Consider the following 23833-nt stretch of genomic DNA (forward strand, 5'->3'; position numbering starts at 1 on the left):
ATGTGGTGTGGCTGACCTCACGCGATGATGGAGGTTCAACAATGAAAACCGGGCGAACACGCGGCATCTGGGCGCGCGCGGCAGGCGCGGCGCTCGCGGGTGTGATGGCGTTCGGTCTCGCCGCGTGCGGATCGGACGAGAATTCCGCCGGTGGCGGCGAGTCCATCACGATCCAGCACGCGCGTGGCGAGACCACGATCGACGGCACGCCGGAAAGGATCGTGGTACTCGGCAATCAGTGGCTGGACACCGCACTCGCACTCGGCGTGGCCCCCGTCGGGTATATCGACAATGTCGCGGTGCTCTCCAAGGGCGCGCCGCCCTGGCAGTCGCCGATCCCGCAGTCGGCCCGACAGCTGAATGCCACGGGAAATATCCCCGAACAGGTGGCCGCGCTCGAACCGGATCTGATCCTTGCCGACACCTTCATCGCCGATCAGCAGCGATACGACGATTTCTCCGAGATCGCCCCGACCCTGCCCGGCCTGAGCAAGGAAATCGTCTCCCCGTGGCAGGAACTGGTGACCACACTCGGCACCGTGCTGCACAAGCAAGACGCGGCGACCGCACTCGTCGCGGGCGTGGACACCAGGATCACCGCCATCACCCAGGCGAATCCGGGCCTGAAGGGCAAGAGCTTCGCCAGCACCTGGCTCGGCGGCCCGACACAGCTCATGGTGCTGACCGACCCGAACGACGGTTCCGGCAAGGTTTTCGGGCAGCTCGGCCTCGCGATCCCGAAGAACCTCACCGAATTGCCCGCCAGTCAGGGCCGTGTCTCGCTGTCACCGGAACGGATCGACGAGTTGACCTCGGATCTGCTGCTGGCCGGTTACACCCCCGGCATGGAGGAGAAGTACCGCCAGCTGCCCGGTTACGCGGACCTGCCCTCGGTCAAGAAGGGCGGGGTGGTCTTCCTCAGCACGCAGGAGATCACCGCGGTCAATCAGCCGACCGTGCAATCCATTCCGTACATCCTGGACAAGCTGACGCCCGCACTGGTCAATATCGCCAAGTAAACCGCCGGGAGGGCAGGTCGCCGCCCCGGGTCACACGATCTCTCGTGTGACCCGGGGCGATCGAGTTCCGAGCGATCAGCCTCGCGCCGCCCACGAACTCTGGAGCGCGACAAGCGCGTCCGCGTCCAGGCCCGAGGCCGACATGGGCGCGTGCTCCCGCTCGTCGGCCGCGTCGGCGGCGGACGCCTCGGGCGGATTGGCGATGGCATCGTCCACCGCGGCGGCCAGATCCGCGATCGTGAAGTATTCGAACACCATCTGCGGGCTCAGCGGCAGATCCGCTTCCGCCGCCCGCGCCGCCCACTTGATGGCGATGACGCTGTCGCCGCCGAGTCCGAAGAACCCGTCCTCGCGGCCGATATCGGTGATCTCGAGCAGGTCCTCGAGGATCGAGGCCAGTGTGCGCTCGGTGTCGGTCTGCGGCGCGACGTATCCGGATTCGACCGCGGCGGCGGCGTAGCGGACCACCGAACGGCCGGTGTCCCAGTCCTCGGGCAGTACGTCGAGGTCGCCGACGGCCCGGTCCGGCTGTTCGGCGAAGGCGTGGAGCACGCCGACCAGCACGTCGGCGAAGATCTGACCGGTCTCGGCCTCGTACAGATCCGGATTCACCACGACGCGCGCCATGAGATCGCCGTTGGCCTGCACCGAGTAGTCGAGGTGGAAGTCCATGAACGAGACGTCGTAGTACCCGGCGATCCCACTGAGGGTGGTCGACCCGTCCTCGGTGAACGGCACCGTGGTCGGGCGATGCCGGAAGTGCATCATCACCTGGAACAGCGGATTACGCGACAGCGAGCGGGCCGGATTCAGCGTCTCGACCAGCCGCTCGAAGGGCACGCCCTGGTGACTGATCGCGTCGAGTGCCGCATTGCGCGTGCGCTCGAGCATGCCGCGCGGAGTCGGGTTGCCCGCGACATCGTGGCGCATCACCACCACGTTGGCGAACAAGCCGACGAGTTCATCGGTGGCCTGGCCGATCCGGTTGGCGACCGCCGCGCCGATCGCCACGTCGTCACCACCGCCGAGGACGTTGACGACCGCCGCGCTGACCGCCTGGCAGAGCATGAATTCGGTCGCGCCGACCTCATCGGCCCTGGCGCGCAGCGCATTCCAGGTCGCGGCGGGCACAACGCGCGCCGCGCTGAAACCGTTGCGGCCCAGTACTAGGGGACGCGGGTGATCGTGGGCGACGCAGATCTCGTCGGGCAGACCGGCGAGGGTGGTGCGCCAGTAGTCCAGCTGCGCCTGTCCGTAGGCGCTGACCTCGCGATCGGCGCCGCGGTCGAATATCTCGCGCTGCCAGATCGCGAAATCGGCGAACTGGATCGGCAATTCGGACCAGCCGGGGGCCTCGCCCGCCAGCCGGGCGCGGTAGGCGAAGGTGAGATCGTCGAGGAAGATCTGGCAGGACCGCATATCCGCGATGATGTGGTGCATCAGGATGGACAGCACATGGGTGTCCGGGTCGAGTTCGAGCAGGCGCAACCGCACCATCGGCTCGGCGGCCAGGTCGAAGACGTAATCCCAATCAGCCGCGAGTTCCTCGGCCAGCCTGGCGTCGACATCGTCGGCCCCGCCGATCCGCACGAGCGGCACCGGCACCGGTCCGGCCGCGGCGATCAGCTGGTAGGGCGTGCCCTCGTGTTCCGGGAATGTGGTGCGCAGCGATTCGTGACGGGCGACCACGTCATCGATGGCCGCACGCAGCGCGCCGACATCGAGCGGTCCGTCGAAACGCACCGGGTAGCTGACGTTCTCGCCGTCGATCGCGCCTTCCAGCCGCCGCTGCAACCAGTAGACGCGCTGGGAATACGACAGCGGAATACGCTCCGGACGCGCTTTGCGCACCAGATCCGGTTTCGCGGCGCGTGATTCGACGACAGGCGCGGGCTCGGTCGCCGCGTCGGCGGTCTCGAAGCCGTCGATCTCATCGAGGTCGATATCGAATTCGGCGCGAAAGGCCGCGACCAGGTGGGCGGCCAGCGCGGTCACCGTCGGCTTGTCGAACGGCACGCGCATATCGATCTCGATGCCGAATTCGGCGCGGATCATGGTGATCAGCCGCGCCGCGAGCAGCGAATGGCCGCCGAGTTCGAAGAACGAGTCATCGGCGCCCACCCGTTCGCGGGTGAACAGCGTGGCGAAGAGTCCTGCGATGCGGACCTCCGTCGGGGTCCGCGGCTCCCGATACGCGCGCGTCTCGGCGAACGCGGGCGCGGGCAGCGCCCGCTTGTCCAGTTTGCCGTGCGCGGTGAGCGGCACCTCATCGATGACGGCGAAGGCCGAGGGCACCATGTACTCCGGCAGCGTCGTCGCCACCTGGGCGCGGATCTCGTCGAGGTCGACCTCGGCGCCGGACGCGGGCACGACGTAGGCGGCGAGGATCGGGCCGAGCATCTCGTGCTCGGCGACGATCACCACGCAATGCGCGACCGAGGGATGATCGGTGACGGTGGCCTCGACCTCGCCGAGTTCGATCCGGTGCCCGCGCACCTTGACCTGTTCGTCGGCTCGGCCGATGAATTCGATCTCGCCCGCGCCATTGCGGCGGGCCAGGTCACCGGTGCGATAGAGCCGCCCGCCCGCCAGGAAGGGATCGGCCACGAACCGTTCCGAGGTCAGACCGGGCCGGTGCAGATATCCGCGCGCCAGCTGACGTCCGCCGAGGTAGATCTCGCCGACGACACCCGACGGCACCAACTGCAAGGCGTCGTCGAGTAGATAGAGGTACACATTCTGGTTGGGCCCTCCGATCGGCACGATGCCGTTGCCCTGCGGGCCGTCGACCTCCATATGCGCCGAACACACCACCGCCTCCGTCGGGCCGTAGTGGTTGCGCAGCTCCGCGTCGAACTGGGTGGCGAAACGGTCGGCCACCTCGCCCGCGAGCGCCTCCCCGCCGACCGGAACGCGGCGCAGCGTGCGCCAATCGTTCACCTCGGGCAGTACAAGGAAGGTGGCGAGCATCGACGGCACCATATGCAGCACGGTGACGCCGTGGCGGGTGACCAGATCCGCGACGTAGGGAATGTCGCGGTAGGCGTTCGGCTTCGGAATCACCACGCGCGCACCGGCGGTCAGCGTGACGAAGATATCGAGCAGGGACGCGTCGAAACTCACCGACGTCGATTGCAGTACCCGGTCTCGCGGGGTGAGATCCCACTCCGCGTCGAAGCCGGACAGATGTTCGGCGATCGCGTCGTGCGGGACCGCGACACCTTTCGGTTTGCCGGTGGAACCCGAGGTGTAGATGACATAGGCGGTATTCGACGGGTGCATGGCCGCCGAACGGTCGGCATCGACCGGATCACGATCGGGCAGCGTCGCCGCGTCCTTCTCGGCGGCGGCGATCGTCACCTCGTCCAGGGTCAGCCTGGGTCGGGCGTCGTCGAGCAGGTATTCGGTGCGCTCGGCCGGGTAGGCCGGGTCGATGGGCAGGTACGCCGCGCCCGCCTTCTGCACGGCCAGGATCGCGACGACGAATTCCACCGAGGTGGCCAGGCGCAGCGCGACGAGATCTTCCGGACCGACACCGCCCTGGATCAGCCAGTGCGCCAACCGATTCGCCCGCTGATTCAGCGCGTGGTAGGACAGTTCGACCTCGTCGGATACCACCGCGATGGCGTCGGGGGTCGCGTCGACGCGGCGCTCGAACATGGCGACCACGGTGGTCGGCGGCTCGTCGACGAGCCTGCCGTGCGATACCGCGAGCAGCTCCTCGCGGTCGGCGTCGCCGAGCAGGTCGAGATCGCGCAGGCGCCGCGCGGGATCTCGCAACGCGCTGTCGAGCAATTGCACATAGTGGTCGAGCAACTGCGCGACCATCGACCGTTCGAGTTCGTCGACCTGGTAGGTGGCCTCCAGCCGGGAGCCCGCGTCATCGGAGACGACCATCAGGCCGAGCGGTTCCTGGGCGACGACGCTGCCGAGCGCCAGTTCGGTCGCCGTGATTGCCGGCAGGTCGAATCCGTCGGCCTGGCCGCGCACACCGAAGCTGAGCTGAACCAGCTGCGACATGGCGTCTTTCCCCGCGACCCGCTCCGGGCTCACCGCCTGGATCACCCGATCCACGCCGATATCCCGGTGGGTGAACGCGCCGACGACGCTGTCCCTGGTCCGATCGAGCAGCGCGGCGAAGGTATCCGCGCCCAGCGGTGTCGCGCGTACGAGCACGGCATTGCCGAAATATCCGATCAGCGCCTCCGCGCTCGCGTCGCGACGGTTGGTCACCGGCATCGATATCAGGAAATCGGTCGCGGCGGTGTAGCGATGGACCAGGGCCTGGAACCCCGCGAGCAGCACCGTGAACGGGGTCGCCGAATGTGCCCGACCGGTCGAGGCGACCAGCTCCATCAGCTCCGCGGGCAGCTCGCGCACCACGCGGTCCGCGCTCTTGGAACTCGCGCCGCGTGCCCGCTTACTCGGCAGTTCCAGCCGCTCGGGCAGCGGGGTCAGCGCGTCACGCCAGAACTCCAGGCCCGCACTGTCCTCGCGCTCGGACTGGCCGAGCACCTCGACATCGACGTACTGGGCGCGGATTTCGGGCAGCGCGTCCTCGCCACGGTAGGCCGCGTCGAGTTCGGCGAAGAAGACCGGCCACGAGTCGTCGTCCCAGCCGATGTGGTGGACGACGAGAACCAGCACGGACGACTCGTCGCCGGTGCGGATCAGCGTGGGACGCAACGGCAGATCGGAGGCCAACGCGAACGGGCGGGCGAATTCGCGGCGCGCGAGCACCTCGACCCGCCGCTGCCGGACGCTATCCGGCAAGTCCGTGAGATCGTGCTGCTGCCAGGGTAATTCGGCGTCGTCACGGGAGACCTGATACGGCTCACCGTTGTCGTCGACGTGGTAGGTGGCGCGCAGCACCTCGTGCCTGGCGACGATGGTCGCGAACGCGGCCCGCAGCCGGTCCGGATCGACCGGTCCGTCGAGCCGGTAGGCCACGCAGACATTCAGCGTGGTGTCGCTCGGATCGAGCCGCTGCACGAACCACATCCGCCGCTGGGCCGCCGACAGCGCGCTCGGCTCGCCACCGCGCCTGGCCGCGGCGGGCTGTTCCCGGGGCGACGCCTGCACACCCTGCTCACGCAAGCGCCTCTGCAACAGCTGCTTGCGGCGCTCGAGAATGTCGTCTGCCATATTCGTCCTTCGAATCGTCTGTCGGGCTCGATGTCCGGATGCGCCGGACAGGCGGCGGTACGCCGATCAGGTCACTGATCGGTGAGATATCCACCGCGCGCGAAGAATTCGGCTCCGTCGTGTTCGACGCCGTCGGCGGTGCGCACCCGGGTGACCACCAGGGCGTGATTGCCGCCGCGATGGGAATCGACTCCCGTCACCACGGCGCCGCCACCCTCCTGCGCGATGACGCGTCCCGGTGTGCCGCCGTAGCGCGCCTCGGACACCCGCGCGGACAGCACCTCGATACGTTCGCCGCGGTAGTGACTGAACGCACGCGGATACGGCGCGGACAGCGCGCGCACGAAACGCTCCAGATCCTGTGCCGACCAGGTCAGGTCGATCCGGCTGTCGCGATCGGAGCGCTTGTGGAAGTAGGTGCGTTCGGCCCTGCTCTGCGGACGCCACACCGCGGTGCCGCCTTCCAGCGCGGCCAGCGCCTCGTTGATCGCGTCCGGAATCAACTCCATGCCGCGCAGCACCAGTTCGGTGCCGGTATCGGTGGGGCCGATGGGGATCGAGCGCTGCACGATGATGTCGCCGGTGTCGAGACCCTCGTCCATGCGGTGCACGGTCAGGCCGGTTTCGGAGGCGCCGCTGATCAGCGCCCACAGCACCGGCGAGAAGCCGGTGAATTCCGGCAGCAGCGAATCGTGCAGGTTCAGGGTGCCGTGCGGCGGAAGGTTGTACAGCTCGGCGGGCATCCAGGTGTACCAGCTGTTGACCACGATGACATCGGGTTCGGCCCGCTTCACCAGGTCGATGGTCTCGGCATCGGCCCGTTCGGTCAGATGCACCGCGATCCCGTGCTCGCGCGCCAGTTCCTCGACCGAATCCGAGAAGATCGCCTTGTAGGACTGCTCGCTCGCGGGGTGCGTCACCGCGAGCACCACCTCATGTTCCGAGTCGATCAAGGCCTGCAGGGTTTTACGACCCCAGGTCTGGAATCCGAACGACACGATACGCATGAAATGAACCTTCCCTAGCGATTGCAAAGGTTAGCCTAGCCTACTTTCGCCGGGCTGGGTGCGCGCCCGGAGCGCTCGACGGAGCGGCCGAGTCCCCGCGCCGAGCCAGCGCTGGGCCCTAGCGTCGAGCCGCCGCCTGACGGACCGTCGCCGTCTGCAACACCCGATCCGACAGTGCGCCGAGGCAACTGAGGTTCGGGAATCCCGGTCCCTGGGCCAGCGCGGCCAGATTCGGCAGGTACAACTTGCTGTCGAGGCCCGACACCGCCAGGTCGTAGCCGATGGCCGCCTCGATCCGCGACTGCGTCAGCTCACCGCCGACCGCGAGTTCGAGCAGATCCGCCGCATCGGCGTCGAACAGTTCGAGGAACCACAGCGGACGGCCACCGGTCGCGTCGATCACCAGATCACAGGTATGCACCTGGTCCGGGCGCATCTCGTTGCGCAGTGTCAGCGCGACGGCGTCGTCCTGATCCGCGACCCTGACCACCCTGCCCTGCATGTGGTGGACACGATTGTCGGCCAGCAGACTCTCCTGCACCCGGACCGAGAACACGCCGCGATCGGTGCGCCGGATGACATCCCTGCGCTCGTCGACGCTCAGCGCGCCCCATTTGATGGGATCGCTGAACAGCGAGTTCTCGAAATAGCTCTCACCGCGGGTATAGATGGTCGCCATCGGCGAGATCACCGAAATCGACAGCATGCCGTGGCGGATCAACTCGTCCAATGCCGAACCCGCGGTCTCGCCACCGCCGATCACCGCGACGCGGGAGGCGACGGGAAGACTGCGCCTGCCCGCCAGATCCCAGAATTCCGCGATGCTGAGCACCTTGGGATGTTTGGTGAGCGCCTTCTCGCTGCGTCCCTGGCCGGTGATCATCAGCCCGTCCGCCGCGATCTCTGTCGCGACGCCGTCGCCGTCCACCGCGGTCACCTGCCAGCCGTCGCCCGCGGCGGCGATCGAGCGCACCGTGCCGTAGACGACCTCGATATCGATCGCGCGCGCGACCCATTGCAGGTATTTGGCCCAGACATGATGCTGCGGACTCGGTCGGCCCCGGTCGATCCACTCGGCGTAGGTGCCCTGATCGATCAGGAACGAGGTCCAACTGAATGCCATCATGGCCTCGTTGATGGCACGGTTGCGGCCCCGCGCCCAAGTCGAGTGGTACGGGAAGCCGATATCTTTTTCCGGGCTGGTGCCGAGGCGATGCTGTCCATCGGTCCAGCCGCCGCTCGGCAGCCAATTCCCGCCGACCGCTTGCGCTTCGACGACTACGACGCGCGGCGCGGGCAACCCCAGTTCACGCAGCACATGCGCCTTGGCCGCTACCGCGATCGCCTTCGGCCCAGCACCGACCACTACTAGCGTTCCCACCGGTTCTCCACTCTCGACTCGCGTCATATCCGTGGGCGCGCCCACATCGACCGCACCCGTGGGGTTATGTTTGCATAGGCTTACCTTACAGTGAAGACGCATGCTCGACCCGACCACGGGCGGACCGCACCGGAACGATGGGAATGAACACATGATCGGAATCAGCCGAAAGACCCTGGGCGCTATCGCGATCGCGGCCTCGGTCCTGACGGGTGGGCTCGGCGCCGTCGCCACCACCTCGGTCGCCACCGCCTCGGTCGCCACCGCCGCTCCGTCGACGGCCCCGCTGCGCGCGAACACCCCCGGTGTCGGCGAACTCCGGGCCAAGGTATCGATCCTGCTCAACGCGGGTGGATCGCGCTCGGCACGGGCGGCAGAGCTGGAGACCGGCGAAGCGGGCCTGCCCGCGTTCGATCGCGCCGCCACGCTGATCGCGATCGCGCCCGCCGGATGGCGCTGGGATGTCGTCGGCCCGGTCACCAGCGACGGCGATCTGGTGTACGCCCAGCTGCTGACCGCCACCGACGGTTACGAGCCGTGGTACTTCGATCTGTCCTGGCGACAGGTCGGCGGCACCTGGAAGCTGACCCAGGAATCGGTATGCACCATCGGCAATTTCGTCGGCACGGGCTGCTGAACGCATGAGCAGAGGATTCAGCGGCGTCGTTGTCAAGGCGTGGGGCGGCAAGGACTACCGGCTCACCGTGACATCGACCGAAGAGGTCACCGATAAATTCGTGCGGCTCGGCTTCGACGCCGGCGGGCTGCTGTCCGACCACCCCGTGCATCCCACCCAGTGGATCCGCGTGTGGATTCCGGAGCCGGACAGCGACAAACTGCATCACCGCGCGTTCACCCTCGTCGACCCCGATCCGGCGGGCGACCGCTTCTGGATGGAATTCGCCCTGCACCACGGCCCCGCCGCGGACTGGGCGAGCAACGCCTCCGTCGGCGACCCACTCGAAGCGAGCGTGCTCGGCTCCAAATTCGAACTGCCGCAAACCGCGCCGAGCGAATATCTCATCTTCGGCGATACCGCCTCGCTGCCCGCGATCAACTCGCTCCTGGACGCCATCGGCGACGTCCCCGCGCGAGTCTGGCTGGAATGGCAGTACGAATCGGATAAGACCCTGCCGGTGCGCGATAGACCGCACCACGAGGTGACCTGGTTGCAGCGGGTCGACGACGGCCGGTTGCTGCGGGAGCGGGCGCTCGAAATAACCTGCGGCAAGGACGCGTTCGGTTGGGTCGCCTGCGACGGGGCCACCACCCGCTCGATCGTCAAAACCCTCAAGACCACCCACGGGCTGCCCAGGAACGCGATCAAATCCCAGGCCTACTGGAAGTGACAGCCGCCCCACAACGAAGCCGCCCGCTACCTCGGGTCGCGGGCGGCGCTCGTCGAAAGCCCTCAGACCGCGGCCGGTTCCAGCCGCCGGCCGACGGCGCACGAGCGTTCGTTCCAGTTGTCAGGACGCGATCTTGCGGGAATCGGACAACCCGGACGGGCTCGGAATCCAACGCCGAGCGGTGACGTTGTCGACGATTATGACCACTTCAGCATCCGTCGTCGATACCGGCACCGAACTCGGCGCCAGGGTCGCCGAGCGATTGAACAGTGAGAATGTCATCTGGTTGACGACGGTCGGCCCGAGCGGCACACCGCAGCCGAATCCCGTCTGGTTCCAATGGCGCGACGGCGAATTCCTGATATTCAGCCAAGCCGATAAGCCGAAAGTCCGCAATATAGCTCGTAATTCGCGAATTTCGTTGAATCTCAACAGCACCGAGCACGGCGATGAGGTCGCCGTACTCACCGGCACCGCCCGCATCGATTCCGAACGCCCGAGCGATGCGGAAATCGCCGCTTACACAACGAAATACACGGAAGGGATGATCAGCATCTCGATGACACCCGAGCAGTTCTACGCCGAATACCCGGTCGTGATCCGCATCACGCCGGACCGGCTGCGCGGATTCTGAGCCGGGTTCCACCCCGCCGCCGGCAACCGATGGGCGAAGACTAGGGTCGTCTCCGATGAGAAGGAGGCAGCAGCCGCCGTTGCCCAAGCGGTTCGGCTTGGATCCGGCCCGGCTACGACTGCCGGAGGACGGTACCTGGGCAACCATCCGGGAGCACCTGGTCGAACGGCTGCCCCGGGTCGATCCCGCGCGGATCGATGAGCTGCTGCACGCCGGAGCTATCGTCGATCTGGACGGGCCGATCGCGCCCGACGCCCCCTACGCGCCCGGCGGCGCCGTCTGGTTCCACCGCGACCTGCCGCAGGAGACCGACGTCCCGTTCGACATCGGCATCGTGCACCGCGACGACACCCTGCTCGTCATCGACAAACCGCATTTCCTGGCGACGATTCCGCGCGGTCAGCACATTCGGCAGACGGCGCTGGTTCGGCTGCGCCACGAACTCGACCTGCCGGACCTCATACCGGCACACCGGCTCGACCGGGTAACCGCGGGACTGGTGCTCTTCGTCATCGATCCGGCCAAACGCGGGGCTTATCAGACGATGTTCCACCGTCGCACCGTGCGCAAGGAATACGAGGCCATCGCGGCCTACGATCCGGCGCTGGAGCTGCCTCGGACGATCCGCAGCCGGATCATCAAGGAGAAGCAGGTGCTCGCCGCGCAAGAGGTCGACGGCGAGCCCAATGCCGAAACCGTGGTGGAACTGCTGGAACAGCGCGAAGGACTCGCCCGCTACCGGCTGCGGCCGCATACCGGGCGCACCCATCAACTGCGGCTGCATATGAACGGCCTCGGCCTGCCGATTCTCGGTGACGACTTCTATCCGGCGGTGACCGATAAGCCGGTCGACGATTTCACCAGGCCGCTGCAATTGCTGGCGGCGACGCTGGAGTTCACCGATCCGATCAGCGGCGAGCCCCGGCGGTTCCGGACACAGCGATCGCTCCAGGCGTGGACCGATCCCGAAGGCTGGGCAGGCTGAGGGCCTCAGCGTCCGTCCGTACACTGGGCCGAGTGCTTGACACCGACCTCGAGGAAGCGGCCCGGCCCCGCCACCGACTACATGCGTCTATCGATGTGGCCGTCGTCGTCGTGGTTCTCGCGGGAACCAATCTGATCGCGCATTTCACCACCGCGTGGGCGAGTATCGTCACCGTTCCCATCGCGGCGGTCATCCTGCTCGCGCTGGTGCGCCGCCGCGGCCTCGGCTGGCACGAACTCGGTCTCTCGCCCCGGCACTGGCGGCGCGGCACGCTCTACGGGATCGCCGCCGTCGGCCTCGTGTTGACCGTGGTGGCAATCGGCGCGCTACTGCCGGTGACCCGTCCGTTCTTCCTCGCCGACCGCTACGCCACCATCTCCGGCGCGCTCATCGCCTCGATGATCGTCATCCCGTTGCAGACGGTGATACCGGAGGAACTCGCCTTCCGCGGTGTCCTGCACGGCACCCTCGATCGGGCCTACGGCACCCGCGGGGTATTCGCCGCGGGTTCACTGCTTTTCGGTCTGTGGCATATCGCCTCCTCACTCGGCTTGACCACCAATAATCGAGGTCTCACCGGATTCCTCGGCGGCGGTGTCACCGGTCAGATCGCGGGCATCCTGCTCGCCGTCGCGGCCACCGCGGCAGCGGGTTGCGTATTCACTTGGCTGCGTCGGCGCAGCGGCAGTCTGCTCGCCCCGATCGCCCTGCACTGGTCGGTCAACGGCGCGGGAGCGCTCGCCGCCGCCATCGTGTGGCACGCCACCGTCTCCTGATCGCGTCGCGCGTACGGCAAGTCAGTCGCAACCTTGTCGAATAACCAGGAATGGCCGACATACCCGAACTCGATCAGCCGTTTCCACGCCGTTCCGGCATCGGGTTCGGCGCATCTCGGACTTATCACGACAGTTCGGTGACGGCCTGCGCGAGTCACCGAAAATCGATGCGGCGGACAGCCCTTGTTTCCGCCTCGTACGCACTATTTCCGCGATAACGAACCCCGGCATTCCGGGCGATTCGAGTGACACGCGTGACCGCGTCCGCCGTGCTGGTTCCACATTCAACCTGCGCTACCAGCGTGAATACGTAGTGTTCACAATGTGGCGTCCGTTGGCATTGACCTCGGCGGGGCACCCGGATTACTCTCACTGCGATCAAACATATGTTCGAGCACACTTGTCGCCACCGATGAATCGGCACGATACCCGTTCCAGGGAAGGTTCGCGATGCCCGACGAACAGTCGACCGGCAATTCCGAGATCGCCGCACTGGCGCACCGGGTCGCGACGGCGCGTGGCAAGCTGCCGCTCCAGCACGACTCCGCTCTGGTCGACGTGCTGTCCGACACCGAGATCGCGGCCGAACGCGAACTGGCCGAGTGGATTCGCGAACAGCGCCGCGGCCAGCGACGACGGGCGCTCCAGGACGAACTGACAGCCGAGAAACGCAACCGGCGCAACGCCGCGGCCATCCAGCGGGTGGATGAGGCCGATGCGCGCTGGCACCGGCGGGCGCTGGCGGCGCGACGCCGGGTGGCGAATCAGGACGCCAGACTGGCCCAGCTGTACCGGCGCGCGGAATGGTCGTCGCGGGCGCTGATCGGGGTCGTCGTACTCGGCATGGTCTGGGCCGGGGTGAACGTGCAACACAACCTGGTGCCGAGCGGCGATATGTCCGATCCGCTCTACTGGCTCAGTTACGGCATCGAAGCCATGATCTCGATCCCGATCATCACCATCATGGTCGTCGCCACCACCGCCGCCCGTTGGGGTCGCGAACTGCCGCGCGGCAAGGTCGCCTTCTTCGAATTCGCCCTGCTCGGCACCACCGTCGCACTCAACGCGGGTCCGCATCTGACCGCGGGGCACTGGGGCAAGGCCGCCGAATACGCCATCGCGCCGGTGATGGTCGGCGTGGTGATCTGGTTACACGCCTGGGTTTCCGCGCGGTACGCGCAGCTCATCGACAGTGTGCCGATCGTGGACGACACCGCGGCGCCGAAACTGAGCGGAAGTATCTACGCGCCCTCGGTCGACAGCTCCGCCGACTACCGCGAGCTGCCCGGCGAGCGCACCGCGGATCCGGCTGTCGAGCATGTGCCGACCGCCGCGGTCGCACCGCGCGAGACCGCCGACGATTCGCTGCCGCGGTCGATTCCGATGACCCGGCTCGACGGCGCTCACATCCCGCGGGACCCGGAACCGAGCGAGCGCCCCCGGACGAACGGGCACGGTTATCGCAACGGGGGCGGTGGCGCGACGTCGCACGACGCAGCCGACAGGAACGGGCATACCTCGACGGCCGTGAACGGTGCGGCTCCGCATTCGATTCCGGGGCGCAACGGCTCCGAGCCCGCACGCCGGAACAACGGCAACGCGCCATCGGCTCGGTGGATAGAGGAACGTGCCTCGGAGATCTTCGCCCACGAATTGGTGGCGGTTGCCGAGGCCAGGACGTCCGCCAACGGCGCGGCCACTACCGCCAGGACGAACGGGCGCACCGTCCGCACCGCCAACGGTCGTGCGGTACACGATGTCGACGGTTCCGTCCCGCACCCCGCGCCCGACCAGCCGCGCGAGTCGCGGCCGATCGGCGGTGCCGCGCGCACGGAGGAGAGCACATCGGACCAGGTCGCTGTGGATACGGCTGGAGACGTCCCGCTGGCCCCGGTAGCCGAGTACGCCCGCGCCACAGATCCACAGACACGGCGGGAAGTGGCTGTTAGCGAGGACTATTCGCCGGTTGCCGACCCGCATGCCGCCGAGAACATCGGCACGCGCGGCAGCGGATTCGCGGCCGAATCGCACGATGGGCTGGAAACCACAACCGTGACCGAGCCGCAGGCGCCGGAGCCGATCGATGACGATCCGACCGGCGATTCGAACGGCGGTTCGACAGCGACGCCGCACCGCATCAACGGATCCGTCGCCTCACTCGCCTACGAGCGGGCCGCCCGCCAGAACGCCATGAACGGGCACCCGGCCGGGTCGGCGCTGGTCGCCGCCACGGCCCCCGAACCGCGCCTGCCTCTCCAGAACCACTCCACCGAGCGAGCCGACAACCGCGCGCCACATCTCGTTCCGGTCGATTCACACCCGACGTCCGTGAAATCCCCCGAAAGCCAGGAACCCGCCGCCCCCGATCACCCGCCCGCCGAACCGCCGCTGATCCCCCTCGAGGATCTCCCCCTGACCGGCCCCGACACCGCGCCGACAGCGGAGTCCACCCGCAAGAGCCTCGCCCGACCCGCGACCCCCACACCCGATCAGTCCCCCTCCGCCGCAACGGATTCCGAACAACTCACCCTCGATGCCGACCCCGGCCCCGAGCCACGTCACCCGCGCATCACCCTGGATGCGATCGCCGCCGCCCGCGAAGCGGTCGAGCAGGTCGAACGCGCAGAACTCGACGAGCCCGACGCCGAACTCGACGGTGACGTGGAGATCTGGTCGGTCGCCCGCGCCATTATCGACCGCGGTTTGTCCCGGCTCCCGGTCGCGCAGATCGCGGACATCCTGACCCTCGCCGACCAGTCGTGGACCCCGGCGGGTATCGGCAACGAAGTCGGCGTTCCCACCTCCACCGTCGCCAGGGTTCTGGACGCGGTCACCAAGGTCCGCCGCCCCCACGCGGTGGGCTGACCCCTGCCGCTCGGATCAATCGGCGAGACCGGCGCATCCCAGCAAGTAGGCGATCAACGGTTCGTAGTGGTGCTCGGGCCGAATCCCATCATCGAGCGGTACCGCGACCACGATCTTGCCCTCGGCCTGCCCCGCGAACAGCGCGGGATCGTTGCAATCGGCGAATCCGACGGTCGCGATACCCGCCTCGCCCGCGGCCCCGGCCCACCCGTGGTCGGCGATCACGAAATCCGGCCACGGTCCATCCGCGAGTTCCCGCAACATCGCCCGCATCGGATGCGGCTCGTGGGTATGCGCCGGTCTGCCGTCGGGGCCGACGACCGCGCCGCGTAGAACCGTGGGCCCCTGTGAACCCCACGAGTCCAGCCAACCAGACGGCGGGCGCGCGCACAGTGTTGTGCGGTCTCAGCGGACATTCTTCGAAGGATGTGCGGGAAATCTGTCGACATCCGCTGGAAGTGTCCGGCCAGGCCCGACCCCGAAACACCTCATTCCAGAGCGGATTCCGGGTGAGTCCGAATTGCTCACGGACGGATTGCCGGTCTACCTCGACGCGGGGAACGCCGCACATCCTCCCGGCGTGCTCGAGGGCAACTCGCCTGCCCGAACGCTCCCGCCGTCGCTCCCGGATGGCGATCGCGGGCTTCATTCCGAATTCAGGTCATCGGGAAGGATTCTGAACGCGGGATACCCGTTCAGTGGCCGGCTTCGGCCCCGGACAGCGTGCGCTGACCGCCGACATATCGAAGGCCCGCTTCCCTCGGGGAAACGGGCCTTCGGTATTCGACTATCAGCCGTGGAACAGACTTACTTCGCCCGCTCCAGGACCTCGACCAGACGCCAGCGCTTGGTGGCCGACAGCGGACGGGTCTCCATCAGCTGAACGTGGTCGCCGATGTTGGCGATCTCGTTCTCGTCGTGCGCCTTCACCTTGGAGGTGGTGCGAATGATCTTGCCGTAGAGCGGGTGCCGGTGACGGTCTTCCAGCTCGACGACGATCGTCTTGTTCATCTTGTCCGAGACAACGTAGCCGCTGCGAACCTTGCGGCTGTTGCGCTGCCCTTCCACTTTTTCGCTCATGCCGCATCTCCCTTGCCAGCGGGTCCGGTGGCCAGGCCGAGCTCGCGCTCGCGCATGACCGTGTAGATGCGCGCGATCTCGTGACGAACGACGCGCAGCCGACGGTTGTTGTCCAGCTGACCCGTCGCCATCTGGAAGCGCAGGTTGAACAGCTCTTCCTTCGACTCACGCAGGCGGGAGACGAGTTCGTCCTCGGTGAGCTCGCGGAGCTCTGCGGCCGGTGTTCCAGTAGCCATCAGAACTGCTCCTCCCTGGTCACGATCCTGCACTTCATGGGGAGCTTGTGCATCGCGCGGCGCAGGGCCTCACGAGCGGTCTCCTCATTGGGGTACGACATTTCGAACATCACGCGACCGGGCTTGACGTTCGCGATCCACCACTCCGGCGAACCCTTACCGGAACCCATGCGGGTCTCGGCGGGCTTCTTGGTGAGCGGGCGATCCGGGTAGATGTTGATCCAGATCTTGCCGCCACGCTTGATGTGGCGGGTCATCGCGATACGCGCCGACTCGATCTGCCGGTTGGTCACGTACGCCGGCTCCAGCGCCTGGATGCCGAACTCGCCGAACGTCACCGCGGTGCCGCCCTTGGCCATGCCGGAACGACCCGGGTGATGCTGCTTGCGGTGCTTGACCTTACGAGGCATCAGCATTGCGTCAGCCCTCCTGTGTCTCTGCCGGAGCCTCCGCCACAGCGGTGGCGGCGCGCCCGGCCTCGGTGCTGGTCGCCGTGGTGCCGGCGGAACCGGACCGACGCGGACGGCTCGGACGCTCGCGGCGCGGACGATCGCGATCGCCTGCCGGAGCGCTCGCGGCGGTCAGCTCACGCTTACCACCGACGATGTCGCCCTTGTAGATCCAGACCTTCACGCCGATGCGACCGAAGGTGGTCTTGGCCTCGTAGAGGCCGTAGTCGATATCCGCGCGCAGCGTGTGCAGCGGAACGCGACCTTCACGGTAGAACTCCGAGCGCGACATTTCGGCGCCACCGAGGCGGCCCGAGCACTGCACGCGGATGCCCTTGACGTTCGGCGAACGCATGGCCGACTGAATGGCCTTGCGCATCGCGCGACGGAACGCCACACGGTTGGAGAGCTGCTCGGCCACACCCTGGGCGACGAGCTGTGCATCCGATTCGGGGTTCTTGACCTCGAGGATGTTCAGCTGCACCTGCTTCTTGGTGAGCTTCTCCAACTCGGCGCGGATGCGGTCGGCTTCCGCACCGCGACGGCCGATCACGATACCCGGACGCGCGGTGTGGATATCCACACGGACGCGATCACGGGTGCGCTCGATCTCGACCTTCGAGATGCCCGCCCGCTCCATGCCGGTGGCGAGGAGCTTGCGAATGGCGACGTCTTCCTTGACGTAGTCCGCGTACTGCTTGTCCGCGTACCAACGCGACTTCCAGTCGGTGGTGATACCGAGGCGGAAGCCATGGGGATTGATTTTCTGTCCCATTTACTTTGCCCCTCCCTTCCGGCGGTTACGAGTGGATCCACCGGCGGTGGGAACGCTCTCGACCTCGATGGTGATGTGGCTGGTCCGCTTGCGAATCCGGAACGCACGGCCCTGGGCGCGCGGCTGGAAACGCTTCATGGTGGCGCCCTCGTCGACGTAAGCCGTCGAGATGACCAGGGTCGCCGGATTGAGGCCGAGGTTGTTCTCGGCGTTCGCCGCGGCACTGGCCACGACCTTGGCGACCGGCTCGCTCGCTGCCTGGGGCGCGAACTTCAGGATCGCCAGGGCGTCCTCGACTCGCTTGCCGCGGACCAGGTCCACGACACGACGAGCCTTCATCGGGGTCACGCGAACGTGCTTGGCGGTCGCGCGCGCAGTCGGATTCTGGGAAAGCGTCGCTGTGCTGTCAGTGGTCATCGCCGCTTGCTCTTCCGATCTTCCTTGACGTGGCTCCGGAACGTCCGGGTGGGCGCGAACTCACCCAGCTTGTGTCCGACCATGTTCTCGGAGACGAACACCGGGACGTGCTTGCGACCGTCGTGAACGGCGAAAGTGTGTCCGATGAAATCCGGGGTGATGGTCGAACGACGCGACCAGGTCTTGATGACCTGCTTCGTGCCCTTATCGTTCTGAACGTCCACCTTCGCTTGGAGGTGGTCGTCGACGAACGGGCCCTTCTTGAGGCTGCGTGGCATTTCTTACCTCCTCCTTCAGCGCTTCTTGCCGGTCTTGCGACGGCGGACGATGAGCTTGTCGCTCGGGCGGTTGGGCTTACGGGTGCGGCCTTCCGGCTGGCCCCACGGCGAGACCGGGTGGCGACCACCGGAGGTCTTGCCCTCACCACCACCGTGCGGGTGGTCGACGGGGTTCATCACGACACCACGAACCGTGGGGCGGCGGCCCTTCCAGCGCATACGGCCGGCCTTGCCCCAGTTGATGTTCGACTGCTCGGCATTGCCGACCTCGCCGACGGTGGCGCGGCAGCGCACGTCGACGCGGCGGATTTCACCGGAGGGCATACGCAGCGTCGCGTAGGGGCCTTCCTTGCCGAGCAACTGGATGCTCATACCGGCCGAACGGGCCAGCTTGGCGCCGCCGCCCGGACGAAGCTCCACCGCGTGGATGGTGGTACCCGTCGGGATGTTGCGCAGCGGCAGGTTGTTACCCGGCTTGATGTCGGCCGTGGGGCCGGACTCGATCGGGGTGCCCTGCGCGATGCCCTTCGGCGCGATGATGTAGCGCTTCTCGCCGTCGACGTAGTGCAGCAGCGCGATATTGGCGGTCCGGTTGGGGTCGTACTCGATATGAGCGACCTTGGCCGGGATGCCGTCCTTGTCCAGCCGACGGAAGTCGATCAGACGGTAGGCACGCTTGTGGCCGCCACCGCGATGCCGGGTGGTGATACGACCGTGCGCGTTACGGCCACCGCTCTTGGTCAGCGGACGCAGCAGCGACTTCTCGGGGGTGGACCGGGTGATCTCGGCGAAGTCCGAAACGGACGACCCGCGCCTACCCGGGGTAGTCGGCTTGTACTTACGAATTGCCATGAGTTCTTCTCTGCTTTCTGGATTCCCGCCCGCTTACGCGACCGGGCCTCCGAAGATCTCGATGGGCTTGCTGTCGGCCGAGATGGTCACGAGCGCGCGCTTGGTGTCCTTGCGCTTGCCGTAACCGAAGCGGGTCCGCTTGCGCTTGCCCTGACGGTTGGCGGTGTTGACGCTGGTCACCTTCACACCGAAAACCTTCTCGACGGCGATCTTGATCTGCGTCTTGTTGGAGTCCGGGTGCACGATGAAGGTGTAGGTGCCTTCCTCGATGAGTCCGTAGGACTTCTCCGAGATGACCGGCGCCAGCAGGATGTCGCGGGGGTCGGCGATGGTGGTCACTTGCTCTCCTCCTGAACAGCAGAGCCGGACTGTTCATTCTGTGCCGACTCCGTCGGACCGTGCACGAAGGCGTTCAAGGCCTCGACGCTGAACACCACTTCGTCGCTGTTGAGCACGTCGTAGGTGTTGAGCTGGTCCGGAGCGATCGGCAGCACGTTCTCCAGGTTCGCCACGCTCTTCCACGCGGCGACATCCTCGCGACCGACGACGACCAGGAACTTCTTGCGGTCCGAGATCTCGGCCAGGAAGGTCTTGGCGGTCTTGGTCGACGGGGTCTGCCCGGCGACCAGTTCGGTGATCACGTGGATACGCTCGTTGCGGGCCCGATCCGACAGGGCGCCACGCAGTGCGGCGGCCTTCATCTTCTTGGGGGTCCGCTGGCTGTAGTCGCGCGGCTGCGGGCCGTGCACGACGCCACCACCGGCGAACTGCGGCGCACGGGTCGAGCCCTGACGGGCGCGGCCGGTGCCCTTCTGCCGGTACGGCTTCTTGCCACCGCCGCGGACCTCACCACGAGTCTTCGTGGCGTGAGTGCCCTGGCGTGCCGCGGCGAGCTGCGCCACGACGACCTGATGCATCAGCGCGATATTGGCGGTCACGTCGAAGATCTCCGCGGGGAGGTCGACGGTTCCGTTGGTCTTGCCGCCGATCTCTTTCACCGGCAGCGTGAGATTCACGGACTTCTCCGCGGAACCTTTTTTCTCGGTATTGACGGTCATGCGTGCGCACCACCCTTCACGGCGCTCTTGACGATCACGACGCCGCCCTTGCGACCCGGGATCGCTCCCTTGATCAGCAGCAGGCCGTTCTCGGCGTCCACCTTGTGAACCGACAGGTTCTGGGTGGTGACGCGGTCGTTACCCATCCGGCCCGACATACGCATGCCCTTGAACACGCGGCCGGGGGTGGCGCAACCACCGATGGAACCCGGGCGACGGTGCACGGCCTGCGCACCGTGCGAGGCGCCCTGACCGGCGAAGCCGTGACGCTTCATGGTGCCGGCGAAGCCCTTGCCCTTGCTGGTGCCGGTGACGTCGACGTAGGCGCCCTCTTCGAAGACATCGGCCGAGAGTTCCTGGCCGATCTCGAAGGTGGTGGCGTCGGCGACGCGGATCTCGGCGACGTGGCGGCGCGGGGTGACGCCGGCCTTGGCGAACTGGCCGGAAGTCGGCTTGTTCACCTTGCGCGGGTCGATGGCGCCGAAGGCGATCTGGACGGCGCTGTAGCCGTCGCGCTCCACGGTGCGGATCTGGGTCACGACATTCGGGCCCGCCTTGATGACGGTGACCGGAACGACCCGATTCTTGTCGTCGAAGACCTGGGTCATGCCGAGCTTGGTGCCCAGAATCCCTGCCGCAGGCCGGTTCTTGTTGTCAGTCATATCTCGAGTCCCCGTCACTGAATGTTGACGTCGACGCTGGCCGGCAGGTCGATGCGCATCAGCGCGTCGACCGTCTTCGGCGTCGGGTCGAGGATGTCGATAAGCCGCTTGTGCGTACGCATCTCGAAGTGCTCGCGCGAGTCCTTGTACTTGTGCGGCGAACGGATGACGCAGTACACGTTCTTCTCGGTGGGCAACGGCACCGGGCCGACGACACGTGCCCCGGTACGGGTCACCGTCTCGACGATCTTGCGCGCTGACGCGTCGATCGCCTCGTGGTCGTAGGCCTTGAGCCTGATGCGGATCTTTTGTCCCGCCACGCTAAGTGTCCTTTTCTCCGCTTTCGTTCGTGATCCGGAAGCAGAGCTTCCGTACCACCCTCATTTGCACAGTCCGAACACACGAAAGACGCCTCAGAAGAGACCTACGACCGGGCACCGCCCGATCTTCGCCGCTGTTCATCTGTCATGGTTCTCCGGTCCACGCGGTCGGGCGTGTCGCCTTTCCGCCCATTCCTCTGCCCGGATCGAAACTTCATCTCAGGCCTGGAACGTTCGTCCCGGACGTACCCACGCTGATAAACAGCGAGGTACATGATTGGGTACTACTCGCCTCGCCCGACCTCGTTCGACTCCACTCAGGGAACAGACGCGGCCCGGTGCAAGGCAACCCGAACAGTATGCCCGATGCCCCTTGCCACTTCAAATCCGCCCCCACCGCCGCCACTCACATCCGAGAAAGCGCAGCTCGAGGGCCTATTCACCCAGTATGCCCGTGTCGCGCCCGCATCGAACTTACTTCTGAGTAAGATACCGGCATGACGAAGGAGACCGCGACCTATCGCGGCTGGAAGAAGCTGCCGGACAATCGCCTGGGCCACGCGCTGTTCTCACTGGGCATGGTGGCGCGGGTGCCGTATTTCGGCACCGTACTGCCGAATGTGGTGCGGCTGGAGCCGGGACTGTGCGAGGTGACCTCGCCCAAATGGTTCGGCATCAACAACCACCTCGGCACCTATCACGCGATCGCGGCGTGCAATCTCGCCGAGGTCGCGATGGGCATGCTCAGTGAGGCGACGGTGCCGTCGACCCACCGCTGGATTCCCAAGGCGATGAACGTGCGCTACCTCGCCAAGGCCGAAACCGGGCTGCGCGCGGTGGCGCGACTGGCGGAGGTGCCGGATTTCACGCGGATCACCGAGGGCAGCGAGGTGATCGTGCCGGTCTCGATCTACGACAAGCACGGGGTCGAGGTCGTACACGCCGACATCACCACCTGGGTCACGCCCATATAGCGCGCGGGCGCCACGCGGCGCGGTTCGCCACCGGTAGTTGCACCGGCCGATCCCGAGCGATTTGAATGCCCTTATGAGTGACAGCGCGGTCCGCGACTTCGATATCGCCGTGGTCGGGCTCGGTCCGACCGGGCGTGCGCTGGCCCATCGCGCGATGCTGGCCGGATTCCGCGTCGCCGCTATCGATCCGCGCCCGGACCGGCTGTGGCCGCCCACCTTCTCCTGCTGGGTCGACGAATTGCCGGAATGGCTGCCCGCCGACGTCATCGCCGTCCGCATCCCCGCACCCACCGTCTGGACCGCGACCGAGCACCGGATCGAACGCCCGTACTGCGTGTTGTCCAAACCCGGTCTGCACGCCGCGCTGCCACTGGACGACGCGACCGTCTTCGCCGCCCGCGCGACCCGGGTCGGCGCCGACGAGGTCGAACTCTCGGATGGCACGATACTCAGGGCCGCAACGGTTTTCGATACCCGCGGACTGCCGTCCCTCGGTCAGCGGCGCGCGGCGAGCGCCCACGGCATCTTCGTCGACGCCGATACCGCCGCCCCCATGGTCGCCGATAACGAAGGGCTACTGCTGGATTGGCGGCCGGAGAACGGCGCGGGACCGGATGAGCCGCCCTCGTTCCTGTACGCGGTGCCGCTCGGCGACGGAACCGTCGTCTTCGAGGAGACGAGCCTCGGGCTGCGCGGCGGCATGCCGCAGCACGAATTGCGCAGGCGCACTCTCAATCGTCTTGCCGCCCACGGCATCCGGCTCACCGGCGACGAACCGAGCGAGGCCGCGCACTATCCCCTCGATCAGCCGCCGCCGCGCAAGGGGGTGCGCGCCGCGATTGCGTTCGGCTCCCGCGGCGGGATGATGCACCCGTGCACCGGCTACAGCGTCGCCGATTCACTGGCCCTGGTCGATACCGCCGTCGCCGCGCTGCGAGAAGGTCGCGATCCGGTCGAGGCGCTGTGGCCGTGGCGGGCGCGCTTGGTCTATTGGATGCGAATGCGCGGCCTGTACGGCCTGGGCCGACTCACCACCGACCAATCGATCGCCATGTTCGAGGCGTTCTTCACCGAATCCGAACGCGGGCAGCGCGCCCTGCTCTCGGCCCACGACGACTACACCGCCCTCGGTAAGGTGCTGTTCGATACCGTCGCCCACACCTGGCCGTTCCGCTGGCGCTACGATCTGGTCGGCTGGACCAACCGCGATCGCTGGCTGGATTTCGACTTCCCCGGGGTTTCGGAGCAGCTGTCCCGCCGCGTCGAATGATGTGCCGTCGCCACCCGCCCTGAAGGTTCCCTAGTCGAATTCGACCGTTTCCAAGGTGAACGAGAAAGGCGAGGGTAGTTCGAGCGGCTTCCCGAACGGAATCCGGATCTCCTGGCGGAACTGGTGACCTCGACCACCATCATGACCTTGTCGACCGGCATCCATGAAGGCTCGTCCTTGAATGCACCGAGTGGAACGAAGACACCATCGGGGATGAGGTGATTCTTCGGACATAGGCCACCGCGCTCCAGTACCAGTCCTATATTTCCGGAAAAACGCACCGGGAACGTCGCCGTCCCGG

The 23833-nt window shown here is 66.8% G+C and carries 24 protein-coding genes; 9 read left to right on the plus strand and 15 right to left on the minus strand.

All coding sequences use genetic code 11. The features are described from left to right. The first annotated feature begins 41 nt into the window (after positions 1–41). Positions 42–1019, plus strand: a complete 978-nt coding sequence (locus ABZS43_RS08570) for an ABC transporter substrate-binding protein (protein WP_355035182.1) — start codon at positions 42–44, stop codon at positions 1017–1019. Between the two features lie 75 nt (positions 1020–1094). Here ABZS43_RS08570 and ABZS43_RS08575 read toward each other — a convergent pair whose 3' ends face one another. The 3 genes from ABZS43_RS08575 to ABZS43_RS08585 all read right to left on the minus strand — a co-directional run bounded on the left by ABZS43_RS08575 (position 1095) and on the right by ABZS43_RS08585 (position 8552). Beyond that, on the minus strand, positions 1095–6164 hold the full coding sequence (locus tag ABZS43_RS08575) for an amino acid adenylation domain-containing protein (RefSeq protein WP_355035183.1): 5070 nt from the start codon (positions 6162–6164) through the stop codon (positions 1095–1097). 71 nt (positions 6165–6235) lie between these two features. Next, a complete protein-coding gene (locus ABZS43_RS08580) occupies positions 6236–7171 on the minus strand; it encodes a methionyl-tRNA formyltransferase (protein WP_355035184.1) in 936 nt (311 codons plus the stop codon). 118 nt (positions 7172–7289) lie between these two features. Beyond that, the gene (locus tag ABZS43_RS08585; RefSeq protein WP_355035185.1) at positions 7290–8552 is read right to left on the minus strand and encodes a SidA/IucD/PvdA family monooxygenase; all 1263 of its coding nucleotides are present in this window, start codon (positions 8550–8552) and stop codon (positions 7290–7292) included. Between the two features lie 151 nt (positions 8553–8703). Here ABZS43_RS08585 and ABZS43_RS08590 point away from each other — a divergent pair, with 151 nt between their 5' ends. The 6 genes from ABZS43_RS08590 (at position 8704) to ABZS43_RS08615 (ending at position 15161) form a co-directional block, all read left to right on the plus strand. After that, positions 8704–9189 (plus strand): hypothetical protein, encoded by a 486-nt coding sequence (locus tag ABZS43_RS08590; RefSeq protein ID WP_355035186.1) that lies wholly within the window; start codon positions 8704–8706, stop codon positions 9187–9189. Between the two features lie 4 nt (positions 9190–9193). After that, positions 9194–9901 carry a siderophore-interacting protein gene (locus ABZS43_RS08595; protein WP_355035187.1) on the plus strand — a complete coding sequence of 236 codons (708 nt, stop codon included), beginning with the start codon at positions 9194–9196 and terminating at the stop codon, positions 9899–9901. A 199-nt stretch (positions 9902–10100) separates the two neighbouring features. Beyond that, complete coding sequence (locus ABZS43_RS08600; RefSeq protein WP_355035188.1) at positions 10101–10535, plus strand: TIGR03667 family PPOX class F420-dependent oxidoreductase; 435 nt, start codon at positions 10101–10103, stop codon at positions 10533–10535. Between the two features lie 55 nt (positions 10536–10590). Next, positions 10591–11520, plus strand: a complete 930-nt coding sequence (locus ABZS43_RS08605) for an RluA family pseudouridine synthase (protein WP_355035189.1) — start codon at positions 10591–10593, stop codon at positions 11518–11520. A gap of 32 nt (positions 11521–11552) precedes the next feature. Next, positions 11553–12296: a CPBP family intramembrane glutamic endopeptidase gene (locus ABZS43_RS08610; protein WP_355035190.1), complete on the plus strand. Its 744-nt coding sequence runs from the start codon at positions 11553–11555 to the stop codon at positions 12294–12296. Positions 12297–12746: 450 nt separating this feature from the next. Beyond that, a complete protein-coding gene (locus ABZS43_RS08615; RefSeq protein ID WP_355035191.1) occupies positions 12747–15161 on the plus strand; it encodes a hypothetical protein in 2415 nt (804 codons plus the stop codon). 15 nt (positions 15162–15176) lie between these two features. On the opposite strand, the gene ABZS43_RS08620 is transcribed toward ABZS43_RS08615, so the two are convergent. From ABZS43_RS08620 to rpsJ, 12 genes are all read right to left on the minus strand, one after another. Then, positions 15177–15554: a phosphatase gene (locus tag ABZS43_RS08620; RefSeq protein ID WP_355035231.1), complete on the minus strand. Its 378-nt coding sequence runs from the start codon at positions 15552–15554 to the stop codon at positions 15177–15179. Positions 15555–15968: 414 nt separating this feature from the next. Continuing rightward, positions 15969–16241 (minus strand): 30S ribosomal protein S17, encoded by a 273-nt coding sequence (gene rpsQ / locus ABZS43_RS08625; RefSeq protein WP_355035192.1) that lies wholly within the window; start codon positions 16239–16241, stop codon positions 15969–15971. Next, a complete protein-coding gene (gene rpmC, locus ABZS43_RS08630; RefSeq protein ID WP_355035193.1) occupies positions 16238–16477 on the minus strand; it encodes a 50S ribosomal protein L29 in 240 nt (79 codons plus the stop codon). The genes rpsQ and rpmC overlap by 4 nt, the downstream gene beginning before the upstream one ends. Then, positions 16477–16893: a 50S ribosomal protein L16 gene (gene rplP / locus ABZS43_RS08635; protein WP_109525366.1), complete on the minus strand. Its 417-nt coding sequence runs from the start codon at positions 16891–16893 to the stop codon at positions 16477–16479. The genes rpmC and rplP overlap by 1 nt, the downstream gene beginning before the upstream one ends. A 4-nt stretch (positions 16894–16897) precedes the next feature. Then, a complete protein-coding gene (gene rpsC, locus ABZS43_RS08640) occupies positions 16898–17701 on the minus strand; it encodes a 30S ribosomal protein S3 (RefSeq protein WP_109525365.1) in 804 nt (267 codons plus the stop codon). Further along, entirely contained in the window at positions 17702–18118 is a 417-nt protein-coding gene (rplV, locus tag ABZS43_RS08645) for a 50S ribosomal protein L22 (RefSeq protein ID WP_355035194.1), read from the minus strand. Beyond that, on the minus strand, positions 18115–18396 hold the full coding sequence (gene rpsS / locus ABZS43_RS08650; protein WP_030522695.1) for a 30S ribosomal protein S19: 282 nt from the start codon (positions 18394–18396) through the stop codon (positions 18115–18117). The genes rplV and rpsS overlap by 4 nt, the downstream gene beginning before the upstream one ends. 15 nt (positions 18397–18411) lie before the next feature. Beyond that, positions 18412–19248: a 50S ribosomal protein L2 gene (gene rplB / locus ABZS43_RS08655; RefSeq protein WP_355035195.1), complete on the minus strand. Its 837-nt coding sequence runs from the start codon at positions 19246–19248 to the stop codon at positions 18412–18414. Between the two features lie 33 nt (positions 19249–19281). Then, positions 19282–19587: a 50S ribosomal protein L23 gene (rplW, locus tag ABZS43_RS08660; RefSeq protein WP_040686547.1), complete on the minus strand. Its 306-nt coding sequence runs from the start codon at positions 19585–19587 to the stop codon at positions 19282–19284. Beyond that, complete coding sequence (gene rplD / locus ABZS43_RS08665) at positions 19584–20306, minus strand: 50S ribosomal protein L4 (protein WP_355035196.1); 723 nt, start codon at positions 20304–20306, stop codon at positions 19584–19586. The genes rplW and rplD overlap by 4 nt, the downstream gene beginning before the upstream one ends. After that, positions 20303–20968, minus strand: coding sequence for a 50S ribosomal protein L3 (rplC, locus tag ABZS43_RS08670; protein WP_355035197.1), 666 nt, complete (start codon positions 20966–20968; stop codon positions 20303–20305). Before rplC ends, rplD begins: the two co-directional genes overlap by 4 nt. Before the next feature lie 14 nt (positions 20969–20982). Beyond that, positions 20983–21288, minus strand: a complete 306-nt coding sequence (rpsJ, locus tag ABZS43_RS08675; protein ID WP_003938093.1) for a 30S ribosomal protein S10 — start codon at positions 21286–21288, stop codon at positions 20983–20985. Positions 21289–21785: 497 nt separating this feature from the next. On the opposite strand from rpsJ, the gene ABZS43_RS08680 reads away from it, so the two are divergent. After that, entirely contained in the window at positions 21786–22262 is a 477-nt protein-coding gene (locus ABZS43_RS08680; protein ID WP_355035198.1) for a hotdog fold domain-containing protein, read from the plus strand. Between the two features lie 73 nt (positions 22263–22335). After that, positions 22336–23532 carry a lycopene cyclase family protein gene (locus ABZS43_RS08685; protein ID WP_355035199.1) on the plus strand — a complete coding sequence of 399 codons (1197 nt, stop codon included), beginning with the start codon at positions 22336–22338 and terminating at the stop codon, positions 23530–23532. The last annotated feature ends 301 nt before the right edge of the window (positions 23533–23833 follow it).

The sequence above is a fragment of the Nocardia sp. NPDC005366 genome, assembly GCF_040606855.1.
GTDB lineage: Bacteria > Actinomycetota > Actinomycetes > Mycobacteriales > Mycobacteriaceae > Nocardia.

Coding starts and splice junctions, on each gene's coding strand:
- ABZS43_RS08570 (WP_355035182.1), top strand. CDS start 42: ATGAAAACCGGGCGAACACGCGGCATCTGGGCGCGCGCGGCAGGCGCG.
- ABZS43_RS08575 (WP_355035183.1), bottom strand. CDS start 6,164: ATGGCAGACGACATTCTCGAGCGCCGCAAGCAGCTGTTGCAGAGGCGC.
- ABZS43_RS08580 (WP_355035184.1), bottom strand. CDS start 7,171: ATGCGTATCGTGTCGTTCGGATTCCAGACCTGGGGTCGTAAAACCCTG.
- ABZS43_RS08590 (WP_355035186.1), top strand. CDS start 8,704: ATGATCGGAATCAGCCGAAAGACCCTGGGCGCTATCGCGATCGCGGCC.
- ABZS43_RS08595 (WP_355035187.1), top strand. CDS start 9,194: ATGAGCAGAGGATTCAGCGGCGTCGTTGTCAAGGCGTGGGGCGGCAAG.
- ABZS43_RS08600 (WP_355035188.1), top strand. CDS start 10,101: ATGACCACTTCAGCATCCGTCGTCGATACCGGCACCGAACTCGGCGCC.
- ABZS43_RS08605 (WP_355035189.1), top strand. CDS start 10,591: ATGAGAAGGAGGCAGCAGCCGCCGTTGCCCAAGCGGTTCGGCTTGGAT.
- ABZS43_RS08615 (WP_355035191.1), top strand. CDS start 12,747: ATGCCCGACGAACAGTCGACCGGCAATTCCGAGATCGCCGCACTGGCG.
- rpsQ (WP_355035192.1), bottom strand. CDS start 16,241: ATGAGCGAAAAAGTGGAAGGGCAGCGCAACAGCCGCAAGGTTCGCAGC.
- rpmC (WP_355035193.1), bottom strand. CDS start 16,477: ATGGCTACTGGAACACCGGCCGCAGAGCTCCGCGAGCTCACCGAGGAC.
- rplP (WP_109525366.1), bottom strand. CDS start 16,893: ATGCTGATGCCTCGTAAGGTCAAGCACCGCAAGCAGCATCACCCGGGT.
- rpsC (WP_109525365.1), bottom strand. CDS start 17,701: ATGGGACAGAAAATCAATCCCCATGGCTTCCGCCTCGGTATCACCACC.
- rplV (WP_355035194.1), bottom strand. CDS start 18,118: ATGACCACTGACAGCACAGCGACGCTTTCCCAGAATCCGACTGCGCGC.
- rpsS (WP_030522695.1), bottom strand. CDS start 18,396: ATGCCACGCAGCCTCAAGAAGGGCCCGTTCGTCGACGACCACCTCCAA.
- rplB (WP_355035195.1), bottom strand. CDS start 19,248: ATGGCAATTCGTAAGTACAAGCCGACTACCCCGGGTAGGCGCGGGTCG.
- rplD (WP_355035196.1), bottom strand. CDS start 20,306: ATGACCGTCAATACCGAGAAAAAAGGTTCCGCGGAGAAGTCCGTGAAT.
- rplC (WP_355035197.1), bottom strand. CDS start 20,968: ATGACTGACAACAAGAACCGGCCTGCGGCAGGGATTCTGGGCACCAAG.
- ABZS43_RS08680 (WP_355035198.1), top strand. CDS start 21,786: ATGACGAAGGAGACCGCGACCTATCGCGGCTGGAAGAAGCTGCCGGAC.
- ABZS43_RS08685 (WP_355035199.1), top strand. CDS start 22,336: ATGAGTGACAGCGCGGTCCGCGACTTCGATATCGCCGTGGTCGGGCTC.